A 25,488-nucleotide genomic window follows, 5' to 3' on the forward strand; every position below is an offset into this window, starting at 1 on the left:
TTTCACCTTCTTATTGCCTCTATCATACAGGAAAAAAAAATAAGATAATAATAATATGTACCAAAAAAAAGAAAAAGCATTCTTATAAAATAAGTAAACTTTTTCTTTAATAAAATATATATAATTTTAATTTTGAATCATCCAACTCAATAATTACTATCTTTTTTTCGATAAACGCTTAATGCCCAAAACAAGCAAACACAAGCACACCGCACTCAAGGCACCAAAAGAATCCAGCATGACATCTTGAAACAGGGGACTACGTCCACCTGTCAGCATTTGGTGGTATTCATCCAATCCAGCATAGCCTGTTGCAGCCAACCAAGAAACAATACCAACTAGAATTGGCTGTTTTAGCTTCATATTCAAACCAATAAACCAGCTTCCACCTAATAGAAAGTACGTCCCAAAATGTGCGCCTTTACGAATAAAAAATTCAATAAATTTAGCATAGCCCATCGCTTTAATACTAACTTCACTGCCTGCATAGCTAAATGAAATTCCTTTTAATTGTGTTGCGAACGGCTTACTGCTCAATACATTATCCAATAGCCCCACTTGAGATTGCTGTTCATAAGTCTGTGACGAGCTAAAAAACAAGATGGCCATAATCAAAAATGCTAAAGCTATGTACAGATTGCTATTTTTTAGTTGTTTTTTCAAAATATTTCCTCTTTTCTTCTATTACATAAGTCCATTCCCGTTAACATAATGAATCCTCAACTCTTTTTCTTATGCTATACTATAAAAGTAATTTAAAGAAAGAAGGGAACCTTTATGACATATTCAATGATTTGGGATTTAGATAGTATTTTTCCAGGCGGCAGCCAATCGGCTCAATTAGAACAACGGATGCTTGACTTGAAGAAACAAAGCAATGATTACCATCAATTAATCAACCGTTGGGAACCAGATAAGGATACAAACTATCAAGAAATGGAGCAAATTTTATCATTACAAGGCATTATCTCAAATGGCTTTGGACAATGCAATAGTTTTATCAATGCATTACTATCAGCCGATACTTCAGATAAAAAAGCAAAAACACTTTCAGGTGATCTTTATGCCTTATTGCCAGCAATCCAATTAGCTGAAACGATCTTCACGAAAAAATTAACAGAAATTTCAGATGATGTTTGGACTACACTTCTTACTTCTTCTGAATTTGAAGCAATTGCCTTTCGCTTAAATGAAATTCGTCGAGATGGAAAAAAACTACTTTCTGAACAAGAAGAACACATCATCAATACTTTGTCACTCGATGGACTTAACGCTTGGAGCAGCCATTATGATACGATCGTTGCAAGTATTGCTATCCCATTTAAAGACACAGTTCTTTCAGCTGGACAAGCGTTTAATCGAATGATGAGTGATCCTGACAAAGCAGTTCGAGAAGAACTATTCACTGCATGGGAAAAAGCTTGGAAAGAAAAAGCCCCTTTACTAGCCGATACCTTGAATCATTTGGACGGTTTTCGTTTGAATCAATACAAGTTACACAATGTAACTGATTTTCTTGAAGAACCGCTAAATTACAATCGAATGCAAAAAGAAACATTGGACGTTATGTGGGCAACGATCCAGAAAAATAAACAACCGTTCATTGACTATTTAACACGTAAAGCTCAACTATTCGGCAAAGAAAAAATGGATTGGCAAGATCAAGATGCACCGATTATTTTAGGCGACTCTAAAGAAAAATCATTCAGTTTTGACGAAGCTGCTGAATTTATTTTAGAAAACTTTGAAAAATTCAGCCCGAAAATGGCTCAATTTTCTAAAACTGCATTTGAGAAAAGCTGGATCGAAGCAGAAGACCGTCCTGGTAAACGCCCTGGTGGTTATTGTACTGAGCTACCCGAAACGGAAGAATCCAGAATTTTTATGACTTTCGGTAATTCGATCAACGAAGTTGCTACCTTAGCTCATGAATTAGGTCATGCTTTTCATAGTAGTGTCATGTGGGATCTTCCTACACTTGATCGAGAATACGCAATGAATGTAGCTGAAACTGCAAGTACCTTTGCTGAATTGATCGTAGCAGATGCGACACTAAAAGAAGCGGAAACAACAGAAGAAAAAATTAATTTACTAGATACAAAAATGCAAAATGCCATTGCAATGTTCATGAACATCCATGCTCGTTTTATCTTTGAAACGAACTTCTACGCAGCACGAAAAGAAGGATTGCTAAGTGAAGATGAAATCACAGAACTAATGCTTGAAGCACAAAAACAAAGCTATCAAAATAGTCTTGGTACTTACCATCCACATTTTTGGGCAAGTAAATTGCACTTCTTTATCGATGATGTCCCTTTTTATAATTTCCCATATACTTTTGGTTACTTATTCAGTATGGGTATTTATGCTTATGCGAATCAACAAGGCAGTGACTTTGAAGATCAATACATTGCATTACTGCGTGATACTGCATCGATGACATCAGAAGACTTAGCTAAGAAACATCTTGGGGTTGATTTAACTAAGCCTGATTTCTGGCAAGCAGGAATCGATCAAGTCATCAAGGATGTAAATGAGTTTATGGCATTAACTGAACCCTACGTCAATAAATAGGAATAGTCCTATTTAATTGATTATTAGAGAGTTGGAGTGAAACTGGAAATCTGTTTTCACTCCAACTTTTTTGTAAAAAAAAGAATCAGACGATTGTCTGATTCTTAGATAATTAAGTTTATTTGATTACATACGTACTGCAAAGCTTGGTGTGAATGAACCAACGTTGCTGTATTCAACGCCTGTACTTTCGTTACCAGCATGGATATAACCGCCGCCACCTGTAGCAATCGCTACGTGGTAAGAAGCACCTGGGCTACCCCAGAAGTATAAATCTCCTGCTTGAGCTTCACCTACAGAAATGCGTGTACCAGCACTTTCTTGTGCTACAGTATATCCACCAACATTACGGCCAGTTGATTGCATAAATGCATAGTAGACAAGTCCTGAACAGTCAAAGCTGTTTGGTCCTTTAGCACCCCATACATATGGTTTACCTACTTGTGCAGCTGCGACTGAGATTGCAGAACCGCCAGTTGATGGAGGCAATACAGGATCTGGATCTGCTGGAGTAGGTGTAGGCACTGGATCCGGTGTAGGAGTTGGATCTGGTGTTGGTGTTACATTCCCACTGTTACCATTATCTGTACTTGGTGTTGTTTGATTTTCTGTTGAACCTGTTGTAGATTGTTCAGTTGATGATGCTGTAGTAGTGCTTGGCGTTGTTTCTTTTGCTACGGCCGCTTCTTCAGCTGCTTTCTTCGCATTCGCTGCAACTACTTTTTCTTGTTCAGCAATACGTGCACGTTCTGCGATCGCATCTGCTTTTTCTTTTTCTAAGCCAGCTTTTTGGTCTTCAGCTGTTGCTCTTTCTGCAGCTAAAGTTGTTTGTAATACGTTCAACTCAGCTTCAGCTTTTACTAAATCACCTTTTTGAGCTTCAAGAGCTACTTGGTTATCTTGTAAATCTTGTAATTTTTGTTCGTTTTCAGTTTTCTTTGTTTCAACGGCTTTTTTATCTTCTTGTTGTTGTTTCACTAAGTCGTTGTTTGCATTAACGATCGTAGACATCGCTGTTACACGAGTGATCGCATCTGAAACTGATTTTGCATTTAAGATCGCATCCATGTAGCTAGTGCTGTTTCCGTTGACTTGCACGTCACGAGCTTGGTTTTGGATCGCTTTTTCACGTTTGTCGATACGCTTTGTTAATTGCGTGATTTCTTTTTCTAATTTTGTAGATGTGCTTCTTAATTTGCCTTGTTCAGCAATTAAAGTTTGTGCTTTTTCATTAATAGAAGCCACTTCGTTTTGTACAGATGCTAATTGATTTTGAGCGTCAGCTTCTTGAGATTTTAATCCGCTAATTGTTTGATCTTTTTGTTGAATCTTTGAATCCACTTCATCTGCATTAGAAATTGCTGGTAATGCTACAGCTGAAAGGGTTAATGAGCAAATCATTAGTAATGGTAATAAGCTTTTCTTCACTATTCATTCCTCCGAAATTTTACTTATAATATAATCTTCATCGTATGAGTATTTTACATTCTTTTATTAACAACGAAGTCATTGTATCATAGTCACATGTCATACATATAATAAGAATGTTACAGGAGTATTTCATTTTTGAAAGGCACATAGAACAATTAAAAATACACTATTTTAACACCTCAAACGCCTATATAATAACATTTTCGATTATTTCCTAATCGTATCTTTTTATTTAGAGAATGATTGAAAGTATCAGCAACTATTTCAGGGTACTCTATCAATGCAAAGAATACAATTATAAAGAGTTAGAGCATATAGTTTCTGCTAAAAGTCATTTTTGATTTCTCTATTCTTTTCTACTCCTTTACAACGTCTTTTCTTTAGCAAAACAAAAAATCCCAGAGAAGGTTTTCTCTGGGATTCAGCATTTACTTATTTAGCCTGGAAAACGCCATACGACAGCTCTAAAGTTTGCTGCATACGGGCTAGGTGTCCAGCCAGTCGTTGTTGAAACATATCCAGAGCCTGCCGGATTATTTGACTCAACGATTTGAACTTGGTCTCCTTTGACCCCTACAACTAGAACTGTATGAACACCGTCTAGCCATGAATCAGGACTAAGGGCATTTTCATATTGGACAACGTCACCTACTTGAACATCAGACCAAGATACTTGAACCGCACCAGATTGAGTATATCCGCTATGAGGTCCTCCTGGTGTAAATCTGATTCCAGCAGCATTCAGCCAGTTTTGAACAGCAACGATACATTCACCGCTTTGTCCCCAACCCGTCGGATTTGTTTGACCAACTGAACTCAAGGCAATTTGTGCTGCTTTTTTCTTCGCTTCTGATACTTTACCGCTACCGATACTATTTGTATTTCCAGTCGGCGTTTCAGAAACTGGTGTAGATGGTGCTTCGGTTGTTGTACCATTGCTCTCTACAACGTTTGTTTTAACAAGACCTGGGTTAGCAGCTTGTGCTTCCGCTAACTTAACAGCTGCTTCTGCCTCTGCTTTTCTTTGTGCTTCTTGTTCTTTTGCTATTCTTGCTTGTTCTTGTTCTAATTTTTTCTGAGCTGCTGCTTTTTGTTCAACGTATTCTGATTTTTTATTTTCTTCAGTTGTACGTTGTGCTTCCAACTCATTTTTAGCAATTTCTTGTTCTAATTTTAGCGTATCTAAAGATGCCTGCTTTGTATTCAACTCTTTAGTCGATGTTTCTAAAACAGAAATTTGAGTTTCAACCTTTTTAGATTTCTTCTCCACATCTTCTTTATCATTTGTTTGTTGTTCTAATAAATCATTATTCGCATTGACTAATGTCGTAATCCCTTGAACGCGGCTGATTGCATCTGCGATGGATTCTGAGTTAAGGATCACATCAAAATAGCTATTGCTCGATCCACTAACCTGAACGTCACGCGCTTGGTTACGCATTTGAACTTCTCTTTTTTGGATACGTACATTTAAATCAGAGATTTCGTTGTATAATTTTGTGATTTCATCTTTTAATGTTTTTTTCTTAGCTGTCAGCTCATCGATCTTTGTCGCTGTTTCTAGCATATCTGACTCGATCTCTGCTAGCTTAGCTGCTGCTTGTGATTCTTTTGTTTTTAGGTCATTGATGATGTTATCTTGTTGTTCGATCTTTGTATCATAATCGTCGGCAACTGCTGCAAGTGGTAAAGCAACTGTTGTAAGAGTGACTGAACAAACCATCAATGCTGATAATAGACTTTTTTTCACGTTTTAATTCCTCCGGTATGTGCTGAACTCGTTTATATAAATCAAAATTATTTTTTATTTAGTCAATGGCATTATTGTATCATAGCTGTATGACATGCAGATAAAAGAGATATTACAAAATTGTTTCATGACCGTAAGACCATCTTGCTTTATTATCTAACAGTGCCAATAAAAAGCGACTATTCATTAGCAAATAGTCGTTTTAATGGATATGAAAGTAAAACAAATAGCAGCATGTTAAAAATCAATGTTGGCCCTAAGACTTTTGTGACAAATAAAATCGGTGCTACTTTTGATATTGAAAAAATAACCTGCAGACCAACTGCTATTAATTCATACGCTGTCACAAAAATGATCATCCCAAAAAATGCAGTCAATAAATTTGTATGTACCACACGTTGAAAACGGAACATCATCATGACTGTCGCAGCTAAGGCCACTGTATAAATTCCGATGATACCCAAGTAATAGCTATCACAAACCAAGCCCAAAACCAACGAAGTGATCAATAAATAACGTTTAGACAAATTCGGTACGGCCATTAGAAAAGCCAATAATAAAATATGAGCACTAGGAAAATAAATGTTATCCATCAAATTTTCAACGCCATGCGTCAACTGTCCATCGATCAGCATCAGTAAAAAGAAAACTACAGGCGCGTAGTATTTCACATTTTCTTTTTTGATCATCTGCATGTTACTCCCCCGCTCCTGCTAATCTCTTAATGATCGTAACCACAGGCATATTATACATTTCAGCATAAGGTTTTACATAAACTTCTCGATCTAAGCCATAACTATCCGGCTTCACTTTTTCGACGACACCGACTGGTAGATTAGCTGGAGAATTTTGACCTAACCCTGATGTTTGGACAACATCTCCTTCTTTGATATCCAAGTCTCCTACAATCTGACTCACGATCAAGGTGTTTTCTTTATCATCGTACGTTTTCAAAAGACCATATGAGTCGCCGTTTGCTGAATTGATCTGAACAGGAAAATGATTTGAGTTCTGATTTTTGGACGTCAATAACTCTATTTTTGAAGTAGAAGCACTAACTTCGATGACACGGCCGATCAATCCTTTTTGAGATAATACAGCCATATTTGGTTCGATTCCGTCTTTTGACCCTCGATCAACGATCAAAATATCCTGCCACATATCAGGGGTCCGTGTGACAACTGTAGCAGTTACTCTTTCATAGTTCCCTAATGTTTCGTTTAGCGCAAGTTCTTTTTTCAACGCTTCATTTTCTTTTTTCAAATTATCATTTTGAATCGACAATTCACCATAGCTATCGATTCTTTCTTTCAAGCGTTCGTTCTCATCATATGTATTGAAAAGAGTACTGATTGATGAAATACCGCCACCGATTGCTTTAGCTGGGAAAGAGACTATTTTGTCAATAAATCCTACGCTATCATTCACAGCAGATTGACCTAAATTTGTTTTCCCTTTATTCGCTCGATTGGCAGCGGTCAAACTGATGATCGTTACTACGATGATCACGACAATCAACGTAATGATTATATTTTTATTTGGATTAAACTTTTTCACATCGACACCTCGAATAATCTTTAGACTGATAGCAATAATTTTACCACTAATTTCGGACAAACAAAAGAGCTGTGGTACGACTTTACACTTTTTTACTAAATATATTCTACTTATAACAAAAAACAGAGCAGGCATAAGCCCTACTCTGCTTTTACATCAAATTTTATTGTTTTGTTGCCATTTTTTCTATTTTTCTTTTTTCTCTTCGTTTAATAATGCTTTACGTGACACGTTCACACGGCCTTGTTTGTCGATTTCAGTTACTTTAACAAGTACTTCATCGCCAAGTTTAACCACGTCTTCGACATTGTTCACACGTTCATTCGCTAATTGAGAAATATGGATCAAGCCATCTTTTCCTTTGATCAGGTTAACAAAAGCGCCGAATTTTTCAACACGAACGACTTTACCTAAGTAAACTTGTCCAACTTCAACTTCTTTCGTTAATTCTTCGATGATCTTGATTGCTTTTTTGATCATATCTGCATCAGCAGAGGCAATACTTACATTACCTTCTTGATCGATATCGATTTTAACGCCGGTTTCATCGATGATACCATTGATCGTTTCTCCGCCTTTACCAATAACATCTTTGATTTTAGCTGGAGCGATTTGAATCATTTCGATCTTAGGTGCGTATTTACTTAACTCTGGACGCGGTGCAGCCAAAGTAGAAGTTAATTCCGCTAAAATTTCCATGCGGGCTTTTTTCGCTTGCGTCAATGCTTCTGTCAAGATTTGTTCTGTGATTCCTTGGATTTTGATATCCATTTGTAGTGCTGTGATCCCTTTTTCAGTACCAGCAACTTTAAAGTCCATATCGCCTAGGTGATCTTCCAACCCTTGGATATCTGTTAAAATCGTATAGTTTTCGCCATCACTGACAAGTCCCATCGCAATACCGGCAACAGGGGCTTTGATCGGCACACCTGCATCCATCAATGCTAAGATCCCAGCACAGATACTTGCTTGAGAAGAGGAACCATTTGATTCTAACACTTCTGAAACGACACGGATCATGTATGGGAAATCCGCTTCATCAGGAATAACTTGCGCCATCGCACGTTCGCCTAGAGCACCATGACCGATTTCACGACGGCCAGGTGATCCTGCGCGCCCTGTTGAACCAACAGAGAATTGCGGGAAATTATAATGATGAATGAAACGTTTGCTGTCTTCTACACCTAATCCATCAATGATTTGATGTTCGCCAAGTGGTGCCAATGTCACAACGGACAAGGCTTGCGTTTGTCCACGAGTGAATAAGCCTGAACCATGAACACGTGGTAAAATACCGACTTCTGAAGCCAGTGGACGAATTTCGTCTAATTTACGGCCGTCAGGACGGATTTTATCGATCGTGATCAATTCACGTACAACATCTTTTTCTAGATCTTCTGCAATTTGCTTCACTTCTTTAGCTACTTGCGCTTCTTCTTCATGACCAGCAAATTTTTCAGCATAGGCTTCTTTTAATTGATCTTTGATCGCATCGATATTGACTTCACGAGCAAGTTTTTCTTCTGTCATTACGGCTTCTTTCATTGCACCATAATACGCATCGAAGATTTCTTTTTTCAGGTCAGGATCTACTTGCAAAAGTTTGATTTCCATTTTTTCTTTGCCGACAGCAGCAACGATTTCTTCTTGGAAAGCCACTAATTCTTTGATTGCTTCAAAACCAAACAGTAAGGCTCCTAGCATATCTTCTTCTGATACTTCTTTTGCGCCGCTCTCAACCATGTTGATTGCTTTTTTCGTACCTGCTACTGTTAATTCGATATCTGTTTTTTCAGCCTGTTCAACAGTTGGATTTAACACATATTCGCCGTCCACACGACCAACATCAACACCTGCGATCGGTCCGTCAAATGGAATATCTGAAATCGCCAAGGCTAATGATGAGCCAAACATCGCTGCCATTTCAGGTGTACAATCTTGTTCTACACTCATGACAGTATTTGTGATCTGTACTTCATTACGGAAACCTTCCGCAAACATTGGACGAATCGGACGGTCGATCAAACGAGCAGTTAACGTTGCACGTTCACTTGGACGTCCTTCACGTTTGATAAATCCTCCTGGGATTTTACCTACTGCGTACATTTTTTCTTCGTAGTTGACTGTTAGTGGGAAAAAGTCAAAATCTCTTGCATCTTTTGAGGCAACTGCGGCAGTTAAAACAACTGTCTCACCATAACGAACTAAAACAGCTCCGTTTGCCTGTTTAGCTAATTGACCGATTTCAACTTGTAGTGGTCGTCCGCCCCATGTTGTTTTGAATACTTGTTTTTCTGACATGTATCGATTCTCCTTTGCCCTTTGGAAAAGTCAGACAGCTACTAAACAAATGAAAAGATTCAAAAAATTGAGTCCTTTTATTTGGTTAGTAGATTTATGTAACCTTTCCAAAGATTCGATTATTTTAGTATTTTCAAGGATACTGAACCTTTATTAAATAGACTAAAAAGCCAAAAATGGCGAGTCAGAAGCAGCTCCGACGGAAATAAACGGAAATTCACAAAAATTTATAAAATTTTCGTGAATTCCTTCTTTATTTCATCAGAGCAAAGCGCTTCTGGCTCAGCCTCTCAATGATTAACGACGTAATCCTAAGCGTTCGATCAATACGCGGTAACGTTGGATATCAGTCTTACGTAGATAAGCTAATAAGTTACGACGGTGACCAATTTTTTTCATTAGTCCACGGTAAGAATGGTGATCTTTTTTGTGAACGCGAGCGTGTTCATTCAAGTGATTGATATCAGCAGTCAATACAGCAATCTGTACTTCTGGTGAACCAGTATCTCCTTCATGACGAGCATACTCTTTGATGATTTCGTTTTTCTTTTCTTTTGACATTGCCATGTTTTTCACCTCTTCTTTAATAGTCATCTCCCTACTGAGTAATGCGTTGGTGATTCGCACAACCAAGTAAAAGACGGTATGTTTTCATACAGTGATACTTTACAGGAAATAAGGTAAAAATGCAAGACTAAGCTTGAGATCAATCGTGTTTTTTTCAGCAATTTATCCCATTTTTCAACGTTTTATGATAAACTAGATGAGCAAATAAAATAGATGAAGCTAATCAAACAGCAAGACAAAACCGAAATCGTGTGTCTTCGCTTTTAGACTTTTAAATAATCGAAGGAGGAATTATCCCATGATCACCATGGAGGATATTATCCGTGAAGGAAACCCCACGCTTAGAGAAGTGGCAAAAGAAGTAGCCGTGCCGCTATCTGATGAAGATATCAAGCTAGGCGAAGAAATGATAGAATTTCTGAAAAACAGCCAAGACCCAGTCAAAGCAGAGGAACTAGCTTTACGCGGTGGCGTTGGTCTAGCTGCACCTCAGCTAGATATTTCAAAACGTATCATCGCAGTCCATGTACCAAGTAACGATTTAGAAAATCCTGAACCAACATTGAGTGCCGTAATGTATAATCCTAAAATTTTGAGCCATTCTGTTCAAGACGCTTGCTTAGGCGAAGGTGAAGGCTGCTTATCGGTAGACCGCGAAGTCCCAGGCTATGTGGTACGTCATAACAAGATCACCCTTTCTTATACTGACATTACAGGTGAAAAGCAAAAAATCCGCTTGAAAAATTACGAAGCGATCGTCGTTCAGCATGAGATCGATCATTTAAATGGTGTGATGTTTTATGATCATATCAACCAGCAAAACCCATTTGCTTTGAAAGATGGCGTGCTGGTGATTGAGTAAGTGCTTGACAAATATACAACTTTAGAGAATAATTCCTTAACGAAAAAACCAACGATCAGTTAAATTGATTGATCGTTGGTTTTTTTGTATAAATTTTTTTCTATTTTATCCATCTTACTAAATTACCTTATAAGACTTTTCGTTATTTATCTTTCTTTAATACTATATAGTAAAGTAAAGTATACCCAATTACAAATCCTATTACACCTGATAGTTCGTAGTTTAGAAAATAAGATAATGAAAGGTTGTTATCTCTTATTAAAACAATTAGCCTAACCAAAATGTAGACTGTTATAACAACCAAATAGTTTTTTCTATCTTGTTTATGCATCTAAATTATTCCCTCCTCTTGAAAAAACTATTTTTTTCTGAATTTATGAACTGAATCATAGTTGCTGACTTGCAATCAGAATACGTTTTTGCATGTTCTTCTTCTCAAAATGATACAACGAATCTAAAAATTTCTAGACTCAATGGTTAGCTACTCATGAGTAATGGAGTAATAAAGATCATAAAATTGAAAAAAGAATGAGCTAAAATGCTGTACCAAATATTTTTTCCAACTATATAAAATATACTTAAAATGATTCCCAATACTAAAAATGGAATTAAAAATATAAGATTATAATTTGCAGCTGCTGCATGATTGAATGCAAATAGTACACTAGATATTGAAGCCATAACTATTTTTAAATAGCTATGATCAGAATTAATAAAACAATATCGATAAGCAATTTCTTCTATGAACGGTCCTAAAAAAATACTTTCAACAAAAAATAATATTTTCCAATCATACCTAGCAAAAACGACTTTTGTATTTAACATAGTAGCTATTATTATGTACGTAAACAGCATTACCACAAACGTAATTATTACAGTGTAAACAGCTCTTCTCAACTTTACTATTTTTAAACTTCCAATCAACTCTTTTTTAAAGAATAAAATCGCTAGCAAAATAAGAATTATTTTTTGAATGAATAGATAAGTTGGATCAAAATAATTCCAGCTAGTTCCTATAGCTGGAATTATTTGTGTTACTAAAAAATAAATGGAAAGATATATAATTTTAAGCATTAATCAGTTCACTCTTTTCATTGATTAAGTTATGCTGGCACATAATCTGTGTATGATGTATTGGAAGTTACCGTTTTGGTATCAACATATTTATTATCTACTTTTCTATAACGTTTATAAGTAACTGTGATTTTCGCTTCTTGTCTGTACTTTTTGAATTTACCACTCTCAGAATAAGTATGACCCAATTTTATTTTTACTGGTCCCGCTTGAGTAGTTACCTCAATAGTCGACTTTCTAGATGTAGTATAGTTCCCCAAGAACGTTCTTTTGCCTTTTTTTATAGTATAACTTTGCGTTTTTGCCCATGTACGCGATTGAATCTGAGAAGTATCCTCAATTATATAATAATATTCGTCATTATCATTGATTACTTCACTTGCTTCAGAAGTTACTCCTAATGTTACGCTACCAAATAATAAACCACTAAACAAGACACTTACCAAAATTTTTTTCATAAATAAAACCTTCTTTCTTTTTGATATGGCATTATCATTGCACGAGAAAGCTATTTTTAGTAAGCACCTATTAGTTTACAGCATGACAACACTCAGTTGCTTTATCAGTTGCAACCAATCGTTGTCATAATATAATCCAACAATCGGTATCTTTTTCATTCAAAATGTCGTATGATTAAGTATGAAAATTTAAAGGGGGAAGTCTATTGGTTTTAGCTGATCGATTACGTGCACATAGAGAAAATAAAGGGCTTTCACAAGCGGCTGTGGCAACTAAATTGAATATTTCTCGTCAATCAGTTTCCAAATGGGAGACTGGAAAAGGTTATCCGGACATTGATAATCTAGTGTTACTTAGCAAAATTTATGAAGTTTCAATTGACGAACTCGTCCAAGAAAATAAAGTATTGAAGAAAAAAATTGAAGAGAATAACCAAACGATAGACGAGCATCGAAAAAAGTTAGACTGGATTCATCACCCAGGGCTTGAGGAAAAGGATGAAGGGTTGCTACTACTGATTGTCGTCATTGGTTTGTCCATAGCTGCCCCATTAGGTTTATTTATTGCCCCAATCATTATGAAACGGAATAAAAAAAGCAACACATTTTACATGTTAATTAACATTGTAAGCGTGTGCTGCATTCTAATTAATTTGTATTTTATGTTCATTATGGTTGGCGACTATCTTTTATGGGATCAAAAAATTGAAGTAAACTATACACCTGATCCTTAAGTTAAAACTGAAACATTTAATCTAGAACCATTTATTTTTGCTCGAAGATTGATTGTTACTGTAGAGGTACCCACTTTTCGCTTTAAATAGTACGTTGCTTGCTTTGAATTGTCGATTCGCAAGGATTTACCAGTAAATGAACCGGATATAGCAACCGCTTTTGCATTTTTTGCAGTAGTAATTGAATTGTTTTTTATAGTTATCTGATAACTAGCTCTCCAAGAACCTTTTCTTTCAGTAGAAACAGTGTACGTACCGTTTCCTAATGCCCTAGAAAGAGCTGGTTCTTTTTCTATTGTGATAATCAATTCTTCTCCTTCTTCTGTAATAATGCTCGAAATTTGTTTTTCTGTAGTACGTAATGGATAAGTAACAGATGTTGGAGTTTCTTCTGCGTAACTAACAGCTCCCTTACTAACCAGACTTAAAAATACTACAGTCCCAAAAATAAATATCTTTTTCATAACGATCACTCCTTTTTTATAATTAACCGTACAAAAAAGGAAATTGGAAAGAAAGCACCGTTCGGTTTGCAGCGTGTCAACTTATAGTTGCGCATCAATAATGACAAAGATATCAAGGCGATCCTTGCTTAATTTAGGACCAAGTAACAGGAGACTTATAATACCAATTCATTCGGATTAGCACATAAAAAAACTGTAAACAAAGTCCTTTTAAGAACATCATTTACAGTTTCATCTACCTGCTATATAAATAACTTTTCCCTAAATCGCCTTTAACTCTTTCAACGCTTTCCAAATCCCATCATTATCGTTGGTATCTGTCACAAACTTCGCTTCTTTTTGGATATGCGGCAGTGCATTGCCCATCGCTACACCGATTCCTGCTTCTCTTAGCATTTCTCGGTCGTTTTCGCCATCACCAAACGTAATGATATTTTCCCGCTCGATTCCGACACGATCTGCTAAGTTCAATAAAGTAGCAGCTTTTGATCCACTTTTTGGCACGATATCTACACTTTGAGGATGCCAGCGAACAAAGCGGAATTTAGAAAACTCACTATCAAACACACCATTATATGATTCATCATAAAATGCTAAGCCTTGATAGACATCATTTTCCTTATGAAAATCCCCATCATATTCTGGAGCTGCAAAATCAATCGAGCCCATTGCTTCCGCCATTTGTAACTGGCGGTGGTGATTGTTTTTTTTCACGTCGTCTAAGCCGACATACGCCAAACCGATCTCTCTTTTTTCCAGTTCAGATGAAAAGCGCTGCAACTCTTTTTCATCCAATAAATTTTGATAATACTGCTCATGATCTAAAAATGCGGCAGCACCATTACAAAGAACATAGTTTGAAAAATCTAAGTCTAAAATAATATCCTGCGCCATAAAACGGCTGCGGCCTGTAGCAACAGTCACCAGATGACCTTGCTGTCTAAGTAGTGCTAATGCTTCTCTTGTACTCTCCAGTGGTTGCTTGTCGCTTCCTAGTAATGTTCCATCAATATCAAATGCAAAAAGTTTTCTTTTCATGGCGTATTAATTCCGCTCGCTTTCTATGATTTTGGCAAATACTTGCTGCCTTCTCTGACTGCTAATGGACTTAGTTCCATCGTTGCAATCAGTTCTTGGACCCATTGAGGGTCTATTTTACTATGCTGGCGTAACGACCAGCCGATCGCTTTTTGAATAAAGAACTCATCTGTAGTTTTATCATAAATAATGGCTTTTTTCAACAGCTCAGTGTCTGTTTGCTCTTTGTATAATAGTTGTAAATTGATTGCTACACGCCGATGTCAAAAGCTTTCTTCACCATAAAAAGCAGCAAATAATCGCGGCATTTCCTCGAAGTGGCTAGCTCCCCACAACGCAAAAAATTTTCGCCAAGCATCCCCACTATCCCACCAGGCTTTTTCAATGACTAGTGGTTTGAACTGTAATACTTCTTCAAGGGACATTCGCTTCACATTTACCGTTGCTAGATCGATCGCAACATACTGATATTCTCGTTCTGATTTTGCATAATAAAAATGTACTAGCTCAAATAGTTCTACGAATGACAGCTTTTTACTCGCTTTTAAAAGTTCTTTTTCCATTGCCAAGCGTGTTGGTGCAGGGACACCAGCAAAGGCAAATAAGTTTTTCATGTAAGCAGCCATTTGCTGCGACTTCTCTTCATTTTTAATAAAGACAACTTCATTCATCTTTCTACTCCCTCTTTCGTCCATTCACGCATAACAGCAAAAAAGAGTGGGGAAAAATCCCGCACTCTGCTTTTTAATCTAAATAAGTTGTATCTGCATTGTTCAGCCATGCATAGCCTAATCCCATCACTAAACCGCCCCCGATAAAGTTACCGATCAAGGCAAAGAAGAGATTGTGCGCAACACTGCCCACAGTCATTGCTGCTAACGTTCCGTGAGAAGCGAAGTAAGCTAAGCTAAATGCCGGGAAGTTTGCGATAACGTGTTCGTAGCCTAAGAAAGCGAAAATGAAGATGATGAAAATGATCGCAGCGACTTTCCCCGCGTCATCCTTCATACGCATACTTACTAGAACCGCTGTATTTACAACGATATTGGCAAAAATCGCCTCAACCAAAATCTGTGTAGTTGTCTTATTCAACTTACCAGCGATCGATGTAAAGAAGAAACTATCTGGCGCTAGATCCTGAAATGGAACCGTCAGCGAAATCAAGTAACCGAAAAGAACACCGCCAACTAAGTTAAAGAAGATACAGGCAAATAAAATTTTTGCAGCAAAAGAGAAATTGATTTTTTTACGGTAAACACCAACAGTCATATACAGCATGTTTGATGTACCTAATTCAGCATTCATATAAAGAATCATGACAAGTGACCAACTGAACATAAAGGCATAAAGCATTTTGCCTAGTCCGTGTACGATATCCTCACCCTTCATAGCAATAGCGAAGGCCACAGCTGTTCCTAATGTCAAGAACATACAGGCAAGCATAGCACGAAAAGCATAACGTAGAAAACTACTTTGGAATAAGTTCATTTTTTTATTGATTGATTTATCGATCTGCTCAAATAACGGCGATACAGGTTTCATGTTGTTTCTCCTTTTCAATTTGTTTTCATCTTATATTTTCAAAAACATCTTTTACTATTTTAAAGACCTCTACTCGTTTTGTCTAGTGCTTTTTCATACAAAGTAACACTTTTTTCTATTATAAGCAAAACAAGTGGTAAAGTTCCTCATTCCTCTACTCATTTTCATTCTTTCTTGCCAGTTTCCTCTTTTTTATGAAAAAACAATGAGAAAATCGTTCCGAAGACCGATGAGAATTTGCATTTTACTGGTAAAATGGAACTAAGTTATCTATTGAACAAGAGACATTGGGTTGTTTTATAAAAAATAGATAACCTTTGAAGAAAGATTTTGCCAAACTATGGGGAAAGTAAGGTGAACGAAATGATAAAACAAGGACAGGACACTAACGTAAACAAATTAAATCAACGAATTGAAAATCAGTATAAATCGATGCGGGCAACAAACAACGTATTCTCGGTCATCTTCTTGGTTGTCTTAATGATTTTTGTAGGTCTTTTCAGTCTATTTTTCTCAGCGAGCGCTAGCTATAACGAAAAAATGACTGCTTTTGACCAAGAGCTCAATACTCTTCAAGAAGAAAAAGCTGCGATCGAATCTGGAAAAATCGTCACAGCTGAGAAATCCTTTGACACGATTTTACAAGAAAATTTGGCGAACTTAAAAGAGTATCCTCAATCAGAAAATAATTATACGATTTCTATCGAAGGAACAAATAGCCAAATCACACTCAACAAAAACAATATTTTTGTTTCAGACAATGCAAATATGCTAAATAAAGAAACGAAACAGAAGATCTATGAGCTAAACAAACAATTAGCTGCCAGTACCAACGGAGCACAATTAGAAGTCATCACTATCCCTGAATTACCACGCGGGGAAGATATCGAATCTTACGCCAATAAATTATTCAATCAACTGGGGATCGGCGATAAAAATGAAAATAACGGTATTTTATATCTGATTGCCTTGGATGACCGCGAATTTCGTTTAGAAGTTGGTTATGGATTAGAAGGATTGATTCCTGATGGAACCGCTGATTCGATCATCAATGATGACGATGTCGTTGATGCATTTAAAGATGAAAAATATGACCAAGCAGTCAACCAAGTGCTCGATCAAGTATTTCCTCTAATGAATACCAAAACTGCTTTAGTCGATTCTAAAATCAATCAAGTCGAGAGTCAAAAAAGTGCTGTTATATGGGGCCGTTGGGGATTAGGGTTCTTTCTATTTTTTGCTTTATTGACGAATTTGATCATAGTGATCCGGAGTCTTTCTGCAGGAAAAGCTTTAAAACAAACTTACGGCGACTATCAAAACCGAATTTCAGGCTTCACAAATGAAGATGCAGCAACACAACTCGCTGAAATGAAACAAACAAACTTCTACCACCTGATGTTAAGCGGCAGTTCGTTGATCGCTTCAAAAAGAAAATTACGCCGTTCGATCGCTCAAGGTCGCTTATTGAAGCATCCTTCAGCACAAAGAAAAGCGTTTGGACGGGTCTTGATCGGCGATACCCTTTATTCAGGAGATGGGTATGTATTAACCACAACTTACCTTACTTCTAACTATAATTCTGCCAACTGGTCTGACAGCAGTAATGGTTCAGACGGTGGCGGTTCGTCTTGGGGCTCATTCGGCGGCGGGTCATCTGGCGGAGGAGGCGCATCCGGTGGTTGGTAATTCAATGGATAACTCAAGAAAAAGCTTGAGTTATCCACTATTTTGAGGTATACTAATCATCGTGTAAAATAAGCAGCAGAAAAATAATAGACTCGTCAACAGTTCATTGCCTTGATGTCTAAGCTTCTCAGGTTCAACTGCGTAACCACGGCTGCAAAGGTGAAAGTTGAAGAATGAACTGCACGATTATGAATTTTTCAGAAGATTATTTTACTCCAAAAAACTTATTTTATTGGAGGAATTTTGAATGTCACGTTATACAGGACCATCATGGAAAATCTCTCGTCGTCTAGGTATCTCTCTATCAGGAACTGGTAAAGAACTAGCACGTCGCCCATACAAACCAGGACAACACGGACCAAACAGCCGTGGTAAAGTTTCTGAATACGGTATGCAATTAACTGAAAAACAAAAATTACGTCATATGTACGGTATGAACGAACGTCAATTCGTTAACTTGTTTATCAAAGCAAGCAAGATCAAAGAAGGTAAACACGGGGTTAACTTCATGATCTTACTAGAACAACGTTTAGATAACGTCGTTTACCGTTTAGGTCTTGCGACTACTCGTCGTCAAGCTCGTCAATTAGTAAACCACGGCCACATCACTGTAGATGGCAAACGTGTAGATATCCCTTCATACCACGTTGAAGTTGGTCAAGTGATCTCTGTTCGTGAAAAATCTCAAAACGTTGTAACAATCAAAGACGCTGTTGAATCAACTGTTGGACGTCCAGCATTTGTAAGCTTTGACGCTGAAAAATTAGAAGGTAGCTTCACTCGTTTACCAGAACGTGATGAATTATACCTTGATATCGACGAAGCGCTTGTCGTTGAATACTACAACCAAAAACTTTAAGATTCACTTCTTGGGAATCTTTGGACGCAAGTCAAAAAGAAACGACCGAAAATCTTTTACGATTTTCAGTCGTTTTTTCTTTGTATAATAAAAATATAAAACCTACTTTAAGTGATAATTATGTTTAAAAAGCATTGACTTTGGTTTGTCATTAAGGGTAGAATTGAGGCAGATAGAACGAATAAAATCTAGCATTGCTAGACAAAATAAAAAGGCACTCTGCAGGAAGATTGGCGTCGACCTACAGAGCCTTATACAATCAGACGGACCTGATCGTACAAGTTGCCCTAGTCAATTTTCATTGACTGTATTTATTTTACTCAATTTTTGTGTGAATTACTAGCTTTTTTTGCACCTCAATTGCGTTTTTAAATAACAGTTCGATGCTTATTTATTGAACTTTTGCACGGTATCAGCAGGTGGCTGATACCGTGTTTTTTCGTTCTATCGGTCAAGCAAGGAAACAGTCTCGCCGAAAGAGTGAACAGCAAATAACTTTTTTGGTGTAAAGAGGTCTAGAAAAAAGTGTCAAGTTTCATTCCCGAAAGAGACACGTCCTTCTCACCTTTTATTAAAGGCAGTGAAAGCTGTTCTGACAACGACAAGTTGCCCTAGTCGATGCGTACAAATAAAAAAATTATTCATTACCCAATTTTTCCTAAATCGACTGTTCCCTTGCTTGATTTTCGATCAAATACAAGTTTAACATAAACTATTTTTAAACATATTTCAAGATTGCTAATACTTGTTTTTGTATAAAATAAATTAACATTTTGTAGATTTTAAAATACGAAGTATGCTATTCTGAATTAAATAACGAAAAGAGGGATCAAAATGATCGAATTGAATGAAGCAGAAGCCCAGAAACAAGCTACTCAAATCGGGCTGGCGAATGATCGTTTGTCACTTTCCAAAACAGTGACCTTTTCTTCTGGTCAAACTGCTGTCGCCGCATTTAAACGAGCGGATCAACAAGCGAAACAACTATTTACACGACGACCGTAACAAAGGAGAGAAGGAATGACCCAAAAGGAGTTACAAGAAAAACGCAGAGAAAATGAAGAAAAACAAGAGGAAAATCGTACGCTCAACACGTTGTTGGAACGAAGCATGAGCGAGACAGAACATTTATTTGCCAGAGAACGTCACCATAACGACCAAGTTCTCACCTACTTTCATCGGCAGGAAGAAGGACCCTTTTTGAAGAAGTCACAGAAGAATCACGTTTAGCCGAACGCCATTTCTTTGATGAGCTGATGGACGGACAAGAAACATTACACAAAGAAAACCGTCGCCTAGAAGATGAAAGTGACCTTCTTTACGAAGCAGAGCTGCAACAGCTGAGAAAGGAGGATGAGGTTGATGGTCAAAATGATCATTGGTGAAGTCCAAACCCAGACCGAAGAGATCCAAGCCTTCGGAAAATCCTACAGTCAAGCACTCGATGCCGTTTCAATCGCTACGCAAGGCATACAATTAGCAGTCGGACTGAGCGGCGCAGGCATGGAGTCGATCAAAGCGTATCTTTCAACTGTTTATCCAGCACTTTGCAAAGCGGCGATCATGCACGGTGAAGCAGTTGTGCAGGCGAATGAACGGTATGTGCAAGGCTATCTTTCAACATGCGGTAGTGAAGATTTAGATTCCGAAGAATTACAAGCGCAAATCGATGAAGCCAACGCGCTGATTCAAGATTTCCAGCGTTCGAAAGAAAACTACGCCCAACAGAAAAGAAGCCTATCAGACGAAAAAGAGCAACTGCTAGGTGCAGGCTTTGAAGCGGCAATCGCCAGTATGGATGCGGGAATTACACGAAATCAAGCGAAAAAAGCAAAGATACAAGAAAAATTAGAGAAGTTCCTTGATTTTTGCGGACAGTCCACTAGTTATTTTACTGGGATAAAGGATACCGGATCGCTAGTGGCTAAAGGCATGCAGGCGTTGGGTGTCAGTGGAAAAGGACATGTTGGTCCAGGTGCTTGGAATGGAAAAGGTTTCTCCTTAACTGATCGAACTTGGATCAATGAGGTGAACAAAAATTGGACGGAGCGCGAAAAAGCGATCGAAGTCAAAGATAGAAAAATACTTGATGGCTGCACAATCATCCACATCATCGATACCGACCGTGGTGTAGACATGTACATGTTTGGAAAAAACGGCCGACGATATCCAATAAGTGAGCAGGATTTGTCCGATAACCTAAGAAAGCTCATCAAAAAATACAACTTAGATGTGGTAGAATTAAGTCCGACAGAAATGGACCGCCGAGTAATAGAATTTCAAAAGAGCGGAAAAGATTATTTCAGTGGCGCGACAGTCAATATGCCTGACTTTCAAGGTTTGAACCATGCCCAAGGTGTTGTGAATGATCTGAAAGAATCTGGATTTTGGGATGCGGCGTGGGGTGTTGGTCTGACAGTGGCTGCGGTGAGGAATGCGCAGACAGCTGGTAAAAAGTCTGGTGGGACTAATCAGAAAGTTATTTCTGACCTTGAAAGTCCTGTTTTAAATGGACGGCGAGTTGAAAGTGGTGCAAAAGTTGATGACATAAAAGCTGTGTGGGGGAAAGATCCAAAAGGAAAACCTGTTATAGAAAAAGAATTTCCACAAGTTGCTAAAGAACATGGATTTCCTGATATCATTGATAATTATCCAACGGCTACAAATGAATACCCTTTAGTTGGAGGAGATGGTATTGATAGAAAATTCTTTCAACTTGAAGGTCGTAACAATGGTAAAAGTGGTGTTTTCGAATGGATTGTTGAGCCCAATGGAGACATAAGCCACAGAAGATTTATTGATGGTGGTGTTTTAACAGGAAAACCAAATCAAATACCTAAAAAATAAAAGGAGAAAAAATGGAACTAATAGATTTAAAAAACAATCAAGTAAGTTATACTTGGGAAACAATCTATATCGGAGTTAATCAAAAGTTCTTTGAATCAAAAATAATTTCCGATTATGCAATAGAATTGCTGGAAAATGGTGATGAAGATGACTTTACTATCGAGCTAGCTTGGGGTATTGATTCTAATAATTTACAACAAGTATTATTTGAATTAAAAAATCGATACTTTCCTGATTTAGAAGAAGGCAGTGAGAAATATAAAATAGAAGAACGAAAACTTAGATTCGTTTATCTTTCTAAACTAAACGAAGCAGTTAATGATACTGATGATTTATTAAAAAAAATAGCAGAATTTTATGGAAATAATGGCTACCCAGAAGATATGGCTGAATTTATAAATTATATGCCTCAAGAAAAACCTACTTCAAAAGAAGATTTAGTCAATAGATTTCACCAATTTTTAAGTTTGGAAAAAAATAAAATAAAACAAAAATGAAAATCACTTTACCATATGATTTGCAACTTGGCTAGCAAGCTATAACTCATCAATCAAATGGTCAGTCCCTTGAAAGGAGACACAACATGTTTATTTTCCCAAAATTTCTACTACAACATCTAGGAATACTCTTTGGTTATATTTTTAACATAGGATTGTCACTAATTTTCTTAAATATGGCAATCACAAGTATCTTTGAAAAAGACTACGAGTCATTTATTTTTACTTTAATCGTCGGTATCCCACTTTCTGCATGGACCATCTATTTGATTCGATCAGGATATTTAGAGCATAAAAAACAAGAAGAACAAAAAAAGAGCTAGTGCTAAAAAGTGAATCCACGTTCTGTCTGAAGCCAGACTAGCAATTCTCTACTCACTAACATAACTATTTTCTAAAAGGGACTGGGACATAACTCTATGAGTTACGCCCCAGTCCTTTTTAAAACGAATAAACAGTGGAAGCAGAAGTAACTACTACACTGCACTTCGCTTCGATCACATGAGCTAACGCATACAGTTTCACCATTGTTCAAAGAACAAAGTGAAGCTAGCAAAATCCTAAGTGCTAAAGCACTAAGAATTGAAGGCTTCGGAAATAAGCTGACATTGCTGTAGAACACAACGAAGAATGAGTTGATGCCTTCTCGTCAAAGACTCGTCGCAGATAAACAGTGTCGCACAGTACCTACTTGGTTCTTGGAGTTGAACACTTCTGTCCCATCCTCTTTTCTATCTATCCATCTATTGCTTCGTAAGCACGCCATCTTTCATCACGAAGACGTCGTCACAATATTCGATCAACCGCTGGTCATGAGTTACCATGATCGTGGCTTTGTTTTTTTCTTTGGTTTCTCTAGCCAAGATCTTGACTACTTCAAACGCCCGCTCGGAGTCTAAACTAGCTGTTGGTTCATCTGCTAAAATGATCGAAGGATCATTGTACAAAGCTCTAGCAATTGCTACACGCTGACGTTCTCCTCCAGAAATTTCATCAGGGTACTTGCGTTTTAATTTCTCTATCCCCAGCTGTGTTAATAACTCATTCACTTTAGCGGTATCAGTTTTTACCTTTTTTACTTTATCCACTAAACGAAGCTGTTTTTCCACAGTTAGAAACGGCACTAAATTTGATGCCTGTAGAATAAAACCGATTTCGTCAAAACGAATCTTAGCTCTCTTCTTTTCATTTTCCTGACTAAAAGGAGCATTATTGATTTTAACTTCTCCACTCGTTGGGGTTTGAAGCCCACCTGCAAGGGTCAAAAATGTACTTTTTCCGGAGCCACTCGGACCGATCACTGCTACAAATTTCCCTTTTTCAACAGAAAAGTTGGTTTCTTTTAATGCTTCGATCATTGTATCTCCATCAAGAAATTTTTTATCCACAGCTGAAAACTCAATTGCGTTCATCTTCGTCACCTACTTCTTTTTTATTATCAACCAATTGCTTTTAATGGATCGATCTTCACGATCGTCCGCACAGAAAACAGTGCACCTAAAACGGCAATCACCAGCATTGCTCCGCCAATGACTAAGAAAAATACCCAGTTACTTTGAAATGGAACGGCCGTTGGTAAGACAAGTGATGTACCCACTGTTCCCAATAATCCAATTGCGATTCCTAGCACTGCTAGTACAAAGGTTTGAACGATGACCGAAATTGAAATGTATTTTCCAGAGATCCCTTGTGCTTTCATGATGCCGAAAATCGTTGCTTTTTGCATCGTCAGTACATAAATAAAGATTCCTATGACGATCGCCGCAATCACGATCAAAAAGCCGATCATGAACCCAAAAGTCAAAACCTGAGCATTATAGCCTGGAAGCTTATTGATAAATGTTTGAATTCCATAACTTTTTAAATCATTCCCAGTTAACTCGACATTCTTCATTGCACCCTCTTTTGCACGAACGACGATTGCATTGATTCGAGCATTTTCAGAAGTATCGGCTTTTTCAAAACGAATTTCCTGAAAAGCATTAATCGAGACATACAAAACTGGTGCAACATTAAACTTGGCATTCTCTGTAAAACCGACGATTTTAAGTTTCTTGTCATTGCCGGCAAGCTTGATCGTATCCCCTAGTTTAAAGTTGTTTTCTTCTTTCAGACTATTATTTACAACTGTTTCATCGTCATTATTGAATGCTCTTCCTTCAATGATATTCGGCATCAAAAATTCATCTTTATTGATGCCAAAGAAGCTGGCATTGACTTTCTCAGCACCTTTTTTATCCAGCTGAATCACAGCTGCCGTTTGCCCTAATGCCGCCTTTTCTTTGGCGTTCACATCGTCAAGAGATTTTAACGGAATCATCGACATATTGATATTCGTATTGGATTCATCTGATAAGACGATTCCATCCGCCTGCCATTTATCCACAGCTGTCCGATTGTCTTGCGCCAAACCGTAGGCTAAACCTGTTAAGAAAAAAACTAAGTACGAGATTAAAAACATCACACTGATGATCAGTGCATATCGTAATTTTGAACGGGTGATTTCATTCCATGCTAAAAACATTATATCCTCCTCCTTATCGATCGATAAGTTTCTGTAAAAAAGTATAGCAAACTTTCGATCACACAACAAAAAATTTGCTTAGCTGATGAATTGTCATCCTCTAGCCTTGTTTTCTTCCTACCTTTTCTTTGATATACTAAATACATAACTATACGCAAAGTGAGGCTTTTTAATGAAGAATAAGCATCCCTATTTATACACCGTGATCCAGCTAGCTGTTGCCGTTGCATTTGTTGTATTTCTTAGAAAAGTTGTCTTGACTCCTGTAGAAGTTATCGGTATTTCTATGGAGCCAACATATCATGAATCGGATCGTTTATGGCAATCGTCGTTGATCAAGCCCCAGCGTTTTGACACGGCGACATTCCCTAGTCCCCGCAATGGCAAACGAATCGTCAAACGGATCATCGGACTTCCGGGTGAAACAGTCCGCATCGAAAATGATCAGCTCTATATTGATGATAAGCCCTATGATGAACCTTATTTAGATGAGGCAAAAGCAAAATTAACAGATGGAAAACCCTTAACAAAAGACTTTTCTCTAAATACAATAGAAGTTGGTGCTGATACAGTCGTTCCTGATGGCCATTTTTTTGTTCTAGGGGATAACCGAAGACGTGCCGATGATAGTCGTTACTTTGGTTTTGTCGATCAAAAGGATATTTATGGGGTCGTTTATTTCCGCTATTATCCGCTGAATAAAATTGGTTTACAATAAAT

At 37.4% G+C, this 25,488-nt stretch carries 26 protein-coding genes and 1 pseudogene; 12 read left to right on the top strand and 15 right to left on the bottom strand.

Annotated elements, in window-relative coordinates:
• Positions 1-156: 156 nt before the first annotated feature.
• Entirely contained in the window at positions 157-663 is a 507-nt protein-coding gene (locus tag CC204_RS10995; RefSeq protein WP_088270170.1) for a VanZ family protein, read from the bottom strand.
• 114 nt (positions 664-777) lie between these two features.
• On the opposite strand from CC204_RS10995, the gene CC204_RS11000 reads away from it, so the two are divergent.
• Positions 778-2,574, top strand: a complete 1,797-nt coding sequence (locus tag CC204_RS11000) for a M3 family oligoendopeptidase (protein ID WP_088270171.1) — start codon at positions 778-780, stop codon at positions 2,572-2,574.
• Between the two features lie 126 nt (positions 2,575-2,700).
• Here CC204_RS11000 and CC204_RS11005 read toward each other — a convergent pair whose 3' ends face one another.
• The 6 genes from CC204_RS11005 to rpsO form a co-directional block, all read right to left on the bottom strand.
• On the bottom strand, positions 2,701-4,002 hold the full coding sequence (locus tag CC204_RS11005; protein WP_088270172.1) for a coiled-coil domain-containing protein: 1,302 nt from the start codon (positions 4,000-4,002) through the stop codon (positions 2,701-2,703).
• Positions 4,003-4,441: 439 nt separating this feature from the next.
• On the bottom strand, positions 4,442-5,755 hold the full coding sequence (locus CC204_RS11010; RefSeq protein WP_088270173.1) for a coiled-coil domain-containing protein: 1,314 nt from the start codon (positions 5,753-5,755) through the stop codon (positions 4,442-4,444).
• A gap of 179 nt (positions 5,756-5,934) precedes the next feature.
• Positions 5,935-6,444 (bottom strand): rod shape-determining protein MreD, encoded by a 510-nt coding sequence (gene mreD, locus CC204_RS11015; RefSeq protein ID WP_088271702.1) that lies wholly within the window; start codon positions 6,442-6,444, stop codon positions 5,935-5,937.
• Between the two features lie 7 nt (positions 6,445-6,451).
• Positions 6,452-7,312, bottom strand: coding sequence for a rod shape-determining protein MreC (gene mreC / locus CC204_RS11020; RefSeq protein ID WP_162288345.1), 861 nt, complete (start codon positions 7,310-7,312; stop codon positions 6,452-6,454).
• A gap of 186 nt (positions 7,313-7,498) precedes the next feature.
• On the bottom strand, positions 7,499-9,613 hold the full coding sequence (gene pnp / locus CC204_RS11025) for a polyribonucleotide nucleotidyltransferase (protein ID WP_088270174.1): 2,115 nt from the start codon (positions 9,611-9,613) through the stop codon (positions 7,499-7,501).
• A gap of 297 nt (positions 9,614-9,910) precedes the next feature.
• Complete coding sequence (rpsO, locus tag CC204_RS11030) at positions 9,911-10,180, bottom strand: 30S ribosomal protein S15 (protein WP_088270175.1); 270 nt, start codon at positions 10,178-10,180, stop codon at positions 9,911-9,913.
• Between the two features lie 298 nt (positions 10,181-10,478).
• Between rpsO and def the strand changes: the two genes are divergently transcribed.
• The gene (gene def, locus CC204_RS11035; RefSeq protein ID WP_088270176.1) at positions 10,479-11,042 is read left to right on the top strand and encodes a peptide deformylase; all 564 of its coding nucleotides are present in this window, start codon (positions 10,479-10,481) and stop codon (positions 11,040-11,042) included.
• 477 nt (positions 11,043-11,519) lie between these two features.
• Here the strand turns inward: def and CC204_RS11045 are convergent, their stop codons facing one another.
• The gene (locus CC204_RS11045) at positions 11,520-12,116 is read right to left on the bottom strand and encodes a CPBP family intramembrane glutamic endopeptidase (protein WP_088270178.1); all 597 of its coding nucleotides are present in this window, start codon (positions 12,114-12,116) and stop codon (positions 11,520-11,522) included.
• A 29-nt stretch (positions 12,117-12,145) separates the two neighbouring features.
• The gene (locus CC204_RS11050; protein ID WP_088270179.1) at positions 12,146-12,574 is read right to left on the bottom strand and encodes an LMxysn_1693 family intestinal colonization protein; all 429 of its coding nucleotides are present in this window, start codon (positions 12,572-12,574) and stop codon (positions 12,146-12,148) included.
• 206 nt (positions 12,575-12,780) lie between these two features.
• On the opposite strand from CC204_RS11050, the gene CC204_RS11055 reads away from it, so the two are divergent.
• The gene (locus tag CC204_RS11055; RefSeq protein ID WP_088270180.1) at positions 12,781-13,308 is read left to right on the top strand and encodes a helix-turn-helix domain-containing protein; all 528 of its coding nucleotides are present in this window, start codon (positions 12,781-12,783) and stop codon (positions 13,306-13,308) included.
• Here the strand turns inward: CC204_RS11055 and CC204_RS11060 are convergent.
• From CC204_RS11060 to CC204_RS11075, 4 genes and pseudogenes are all read right to left on the bottom strand, one after another.
• The gene (locus CC204_RS11060) at positions 13,305-13,772 is read right to left on the bottom strand and encodes a DUF5626 family protein (RefSeq protein WP_088270181.1); all 468 of its coding nucleotides are present in this window, start codon (positions 13,770-13,772) and stop codon (positions 13,305-13,307) included. The genes CC204_RS11055 and CC204_RS11060 overlap by 4 nt on opposite strands.
• Before the next feature lie 261 nt (positions 13,773-14,033).
• On the bottom strand, positions 14,034-14,810 hold the full coding sequence (locus CC204_RS11065) for a Cof-type HAD-IIB family hydrolase (protein WP_088270182.1): 777 nt from the start codon (positions 14,808-14,810) through the stop codon (positions 14,034-14,036).
• 23 nt (positions 14,811-14,833) lie between these two features.
• Positions 14,834-15,481 (bottom strand): annotated as a pseudogene (locus CC204_RS11070) (DNA alkylation repair protein).
• Positions 15,482-15,554: 73 nt separating this feature from the next.
• The gene (locus tag CC204_RS11075; protein WP_088270183.1) at positions 15,555-16,352 is read right to left on the bottom strand and encodes a formate/nitrite transporter family protein; all 798 of its coding nucleotides are present in this window, start codon (positions 16,350-16,352) and stop codon (positions 15,555-15,557) included.
• Between the two features lie 363 nt (positions 16,353-16,715).
• On the opposite strand from CC204_RS11075, the gene CC204_RS11080 reads away from it, so the two are divergent.
• The 8 genes from CC204_RS11080 (at position 16,716) to CC204_RS11105 (ending at position 22,567) form a co-directional block, all read left to right on the top strand.
• On the top strand, positions 16,716-18,041 hold the full coding sequence (locus tag CC204_RS11080; protein WP_088270184.1) for a TPM domain-containing protein: 1,326 nt from the start codon (positions 16,716-16,718) through the stop codon (positions 18,039-18,041).
• 247 nt (positions 18,042-18,288) lie between these two features.
• A complete protein-coding gene (rpsD, locus tag CC204_RS11085; protein WP_088270185.1) occupies positions 18,289-18,900 on the top strand; it encodes a 30S ribosomal protein S4 in 612 nt (203 codons plus the stop codon).
• An 834-nt stretch (positions 18,901-19,734) separates the two neighbouring features.
• Complete coding sequence (locus CC204_RS21175) at positions 19,735-19,905, top strand: hypothetical protein (protein WP_157894272.1); 171 nt, start codon at positions 19,735-19,737, stop codon at positions 19,903-19,905.
• 15 nt (positions 19,906-19,920) lie between these two features.
• Positions 19,921-20,130, top strand: a complete 210-nt coding sequence (locus CC204_RS11090; protein WP_088270186.1) for a hypothetical protein — start codon at positions 19,921-19,923, stop codon at positions 20,128-20,130.
• 26 nt (positions 20,131-20,156) lie between these two features.
• Entirely contained in the window at positions 20,157-20,285 is a 129-nt protein-coding gene (locus CC204_RS21700) for a hypothetical protein (protein ID WP_257790115.1), read from the top strand.
• Positions 20,263-21,747: an LXG domain-containing protein gene (locus CC204_RS11095; RefSeq protein WP_088270187.1), complete on the top strand. Its 1,485-nt coding sequence runs from the start codon at positions 20,263-20,265 to the stop codon at positions 21,745-21,747. The genes CC204_RS21700 and CC204_RS11095 overlap by 23 nt, the downstream gene beginning before the upstream one ends.
• Positions 21,748-21,758: 11 nt before the next feature.
• The gene (locus CC204_RS11100) at positions 21,759-22,244 is read left to right on the top strand and encodes a DUF2247 family protein (protein ID WP_088270188.1); all 486 of its coding nucleotides are present in this window, start codon (positions 21,759-21,761) and stop codon (positions 22,242-22,244) included.
• Between the two features lie 86 nt (positions 22,245-22,330).
• On the top strand, positions 22,331-22,567 hold the full coding sequence (locus CC204_RS11105; RefSeq protein WP_088270189.1) for a hypothetical protein: 237 nt from the start codon (positions 22,331-22,333) through the stop codon (positions 22,565-22,567).
• Positions 22,568-22,987: 420 nt separating this feature from the next.
• Here CC204_RS11105 and CC204_RS11110 read toward each other — a convergent pair whose 3' ends face one another.
• Together CC204_RS11110 and CC204_RS11115 are read right to left on the bottom strand one after the other, a co-directional pair.
• Positions 22,988-23,656, bottom strand: a complete 669-nt coding sequence (locus CC204_RS11110) for an ABC transporter ATP-binding protein (RefSeq protein ID WP_088270190.1) — start codon at positions 23,654-23,656, stop codon at positions 22,988-22,990.
• Positions 23,657-23,682: 26 nt separating this feature from the next.
• Positions 23,683-24,768: an ABC transporter permease gene (locus CC204_RS11115; RefSeq protein ID WP_088270191.1), complete on the bottom strand. Its 1,086-nt coding sequence runs from the start codon at positions 24,766-24,768 to the stop codon at positions 23,683-23,685.
• Between the two features lie 172 nt (positions 24,769-24,940).
• Between CC204_RS11115 and lepB the strand changes: the two genes are divergently transcribed.
• Entirely contained in the window at positions 24,941-25,486 is a 546-nt protein-coding gene (gene lepB / locus CC204_RS11120; RefSeq protein WP_088270192.1) for a signal peptidase I, read from the top strand.
• Positions 25,487-25,488 lie beyond the last annotated feature (2 nt).

Source organism: Enterococcus wangshanyuanii, from assembly GCF_002197645.1.
GTDB classification, from domain to species: Bacteria; Bacillota; Bacilli; order Lactobacillales; family Enterococcaceae; genus Enterococcus_L; species Enterococcus_L wangshanyuanii.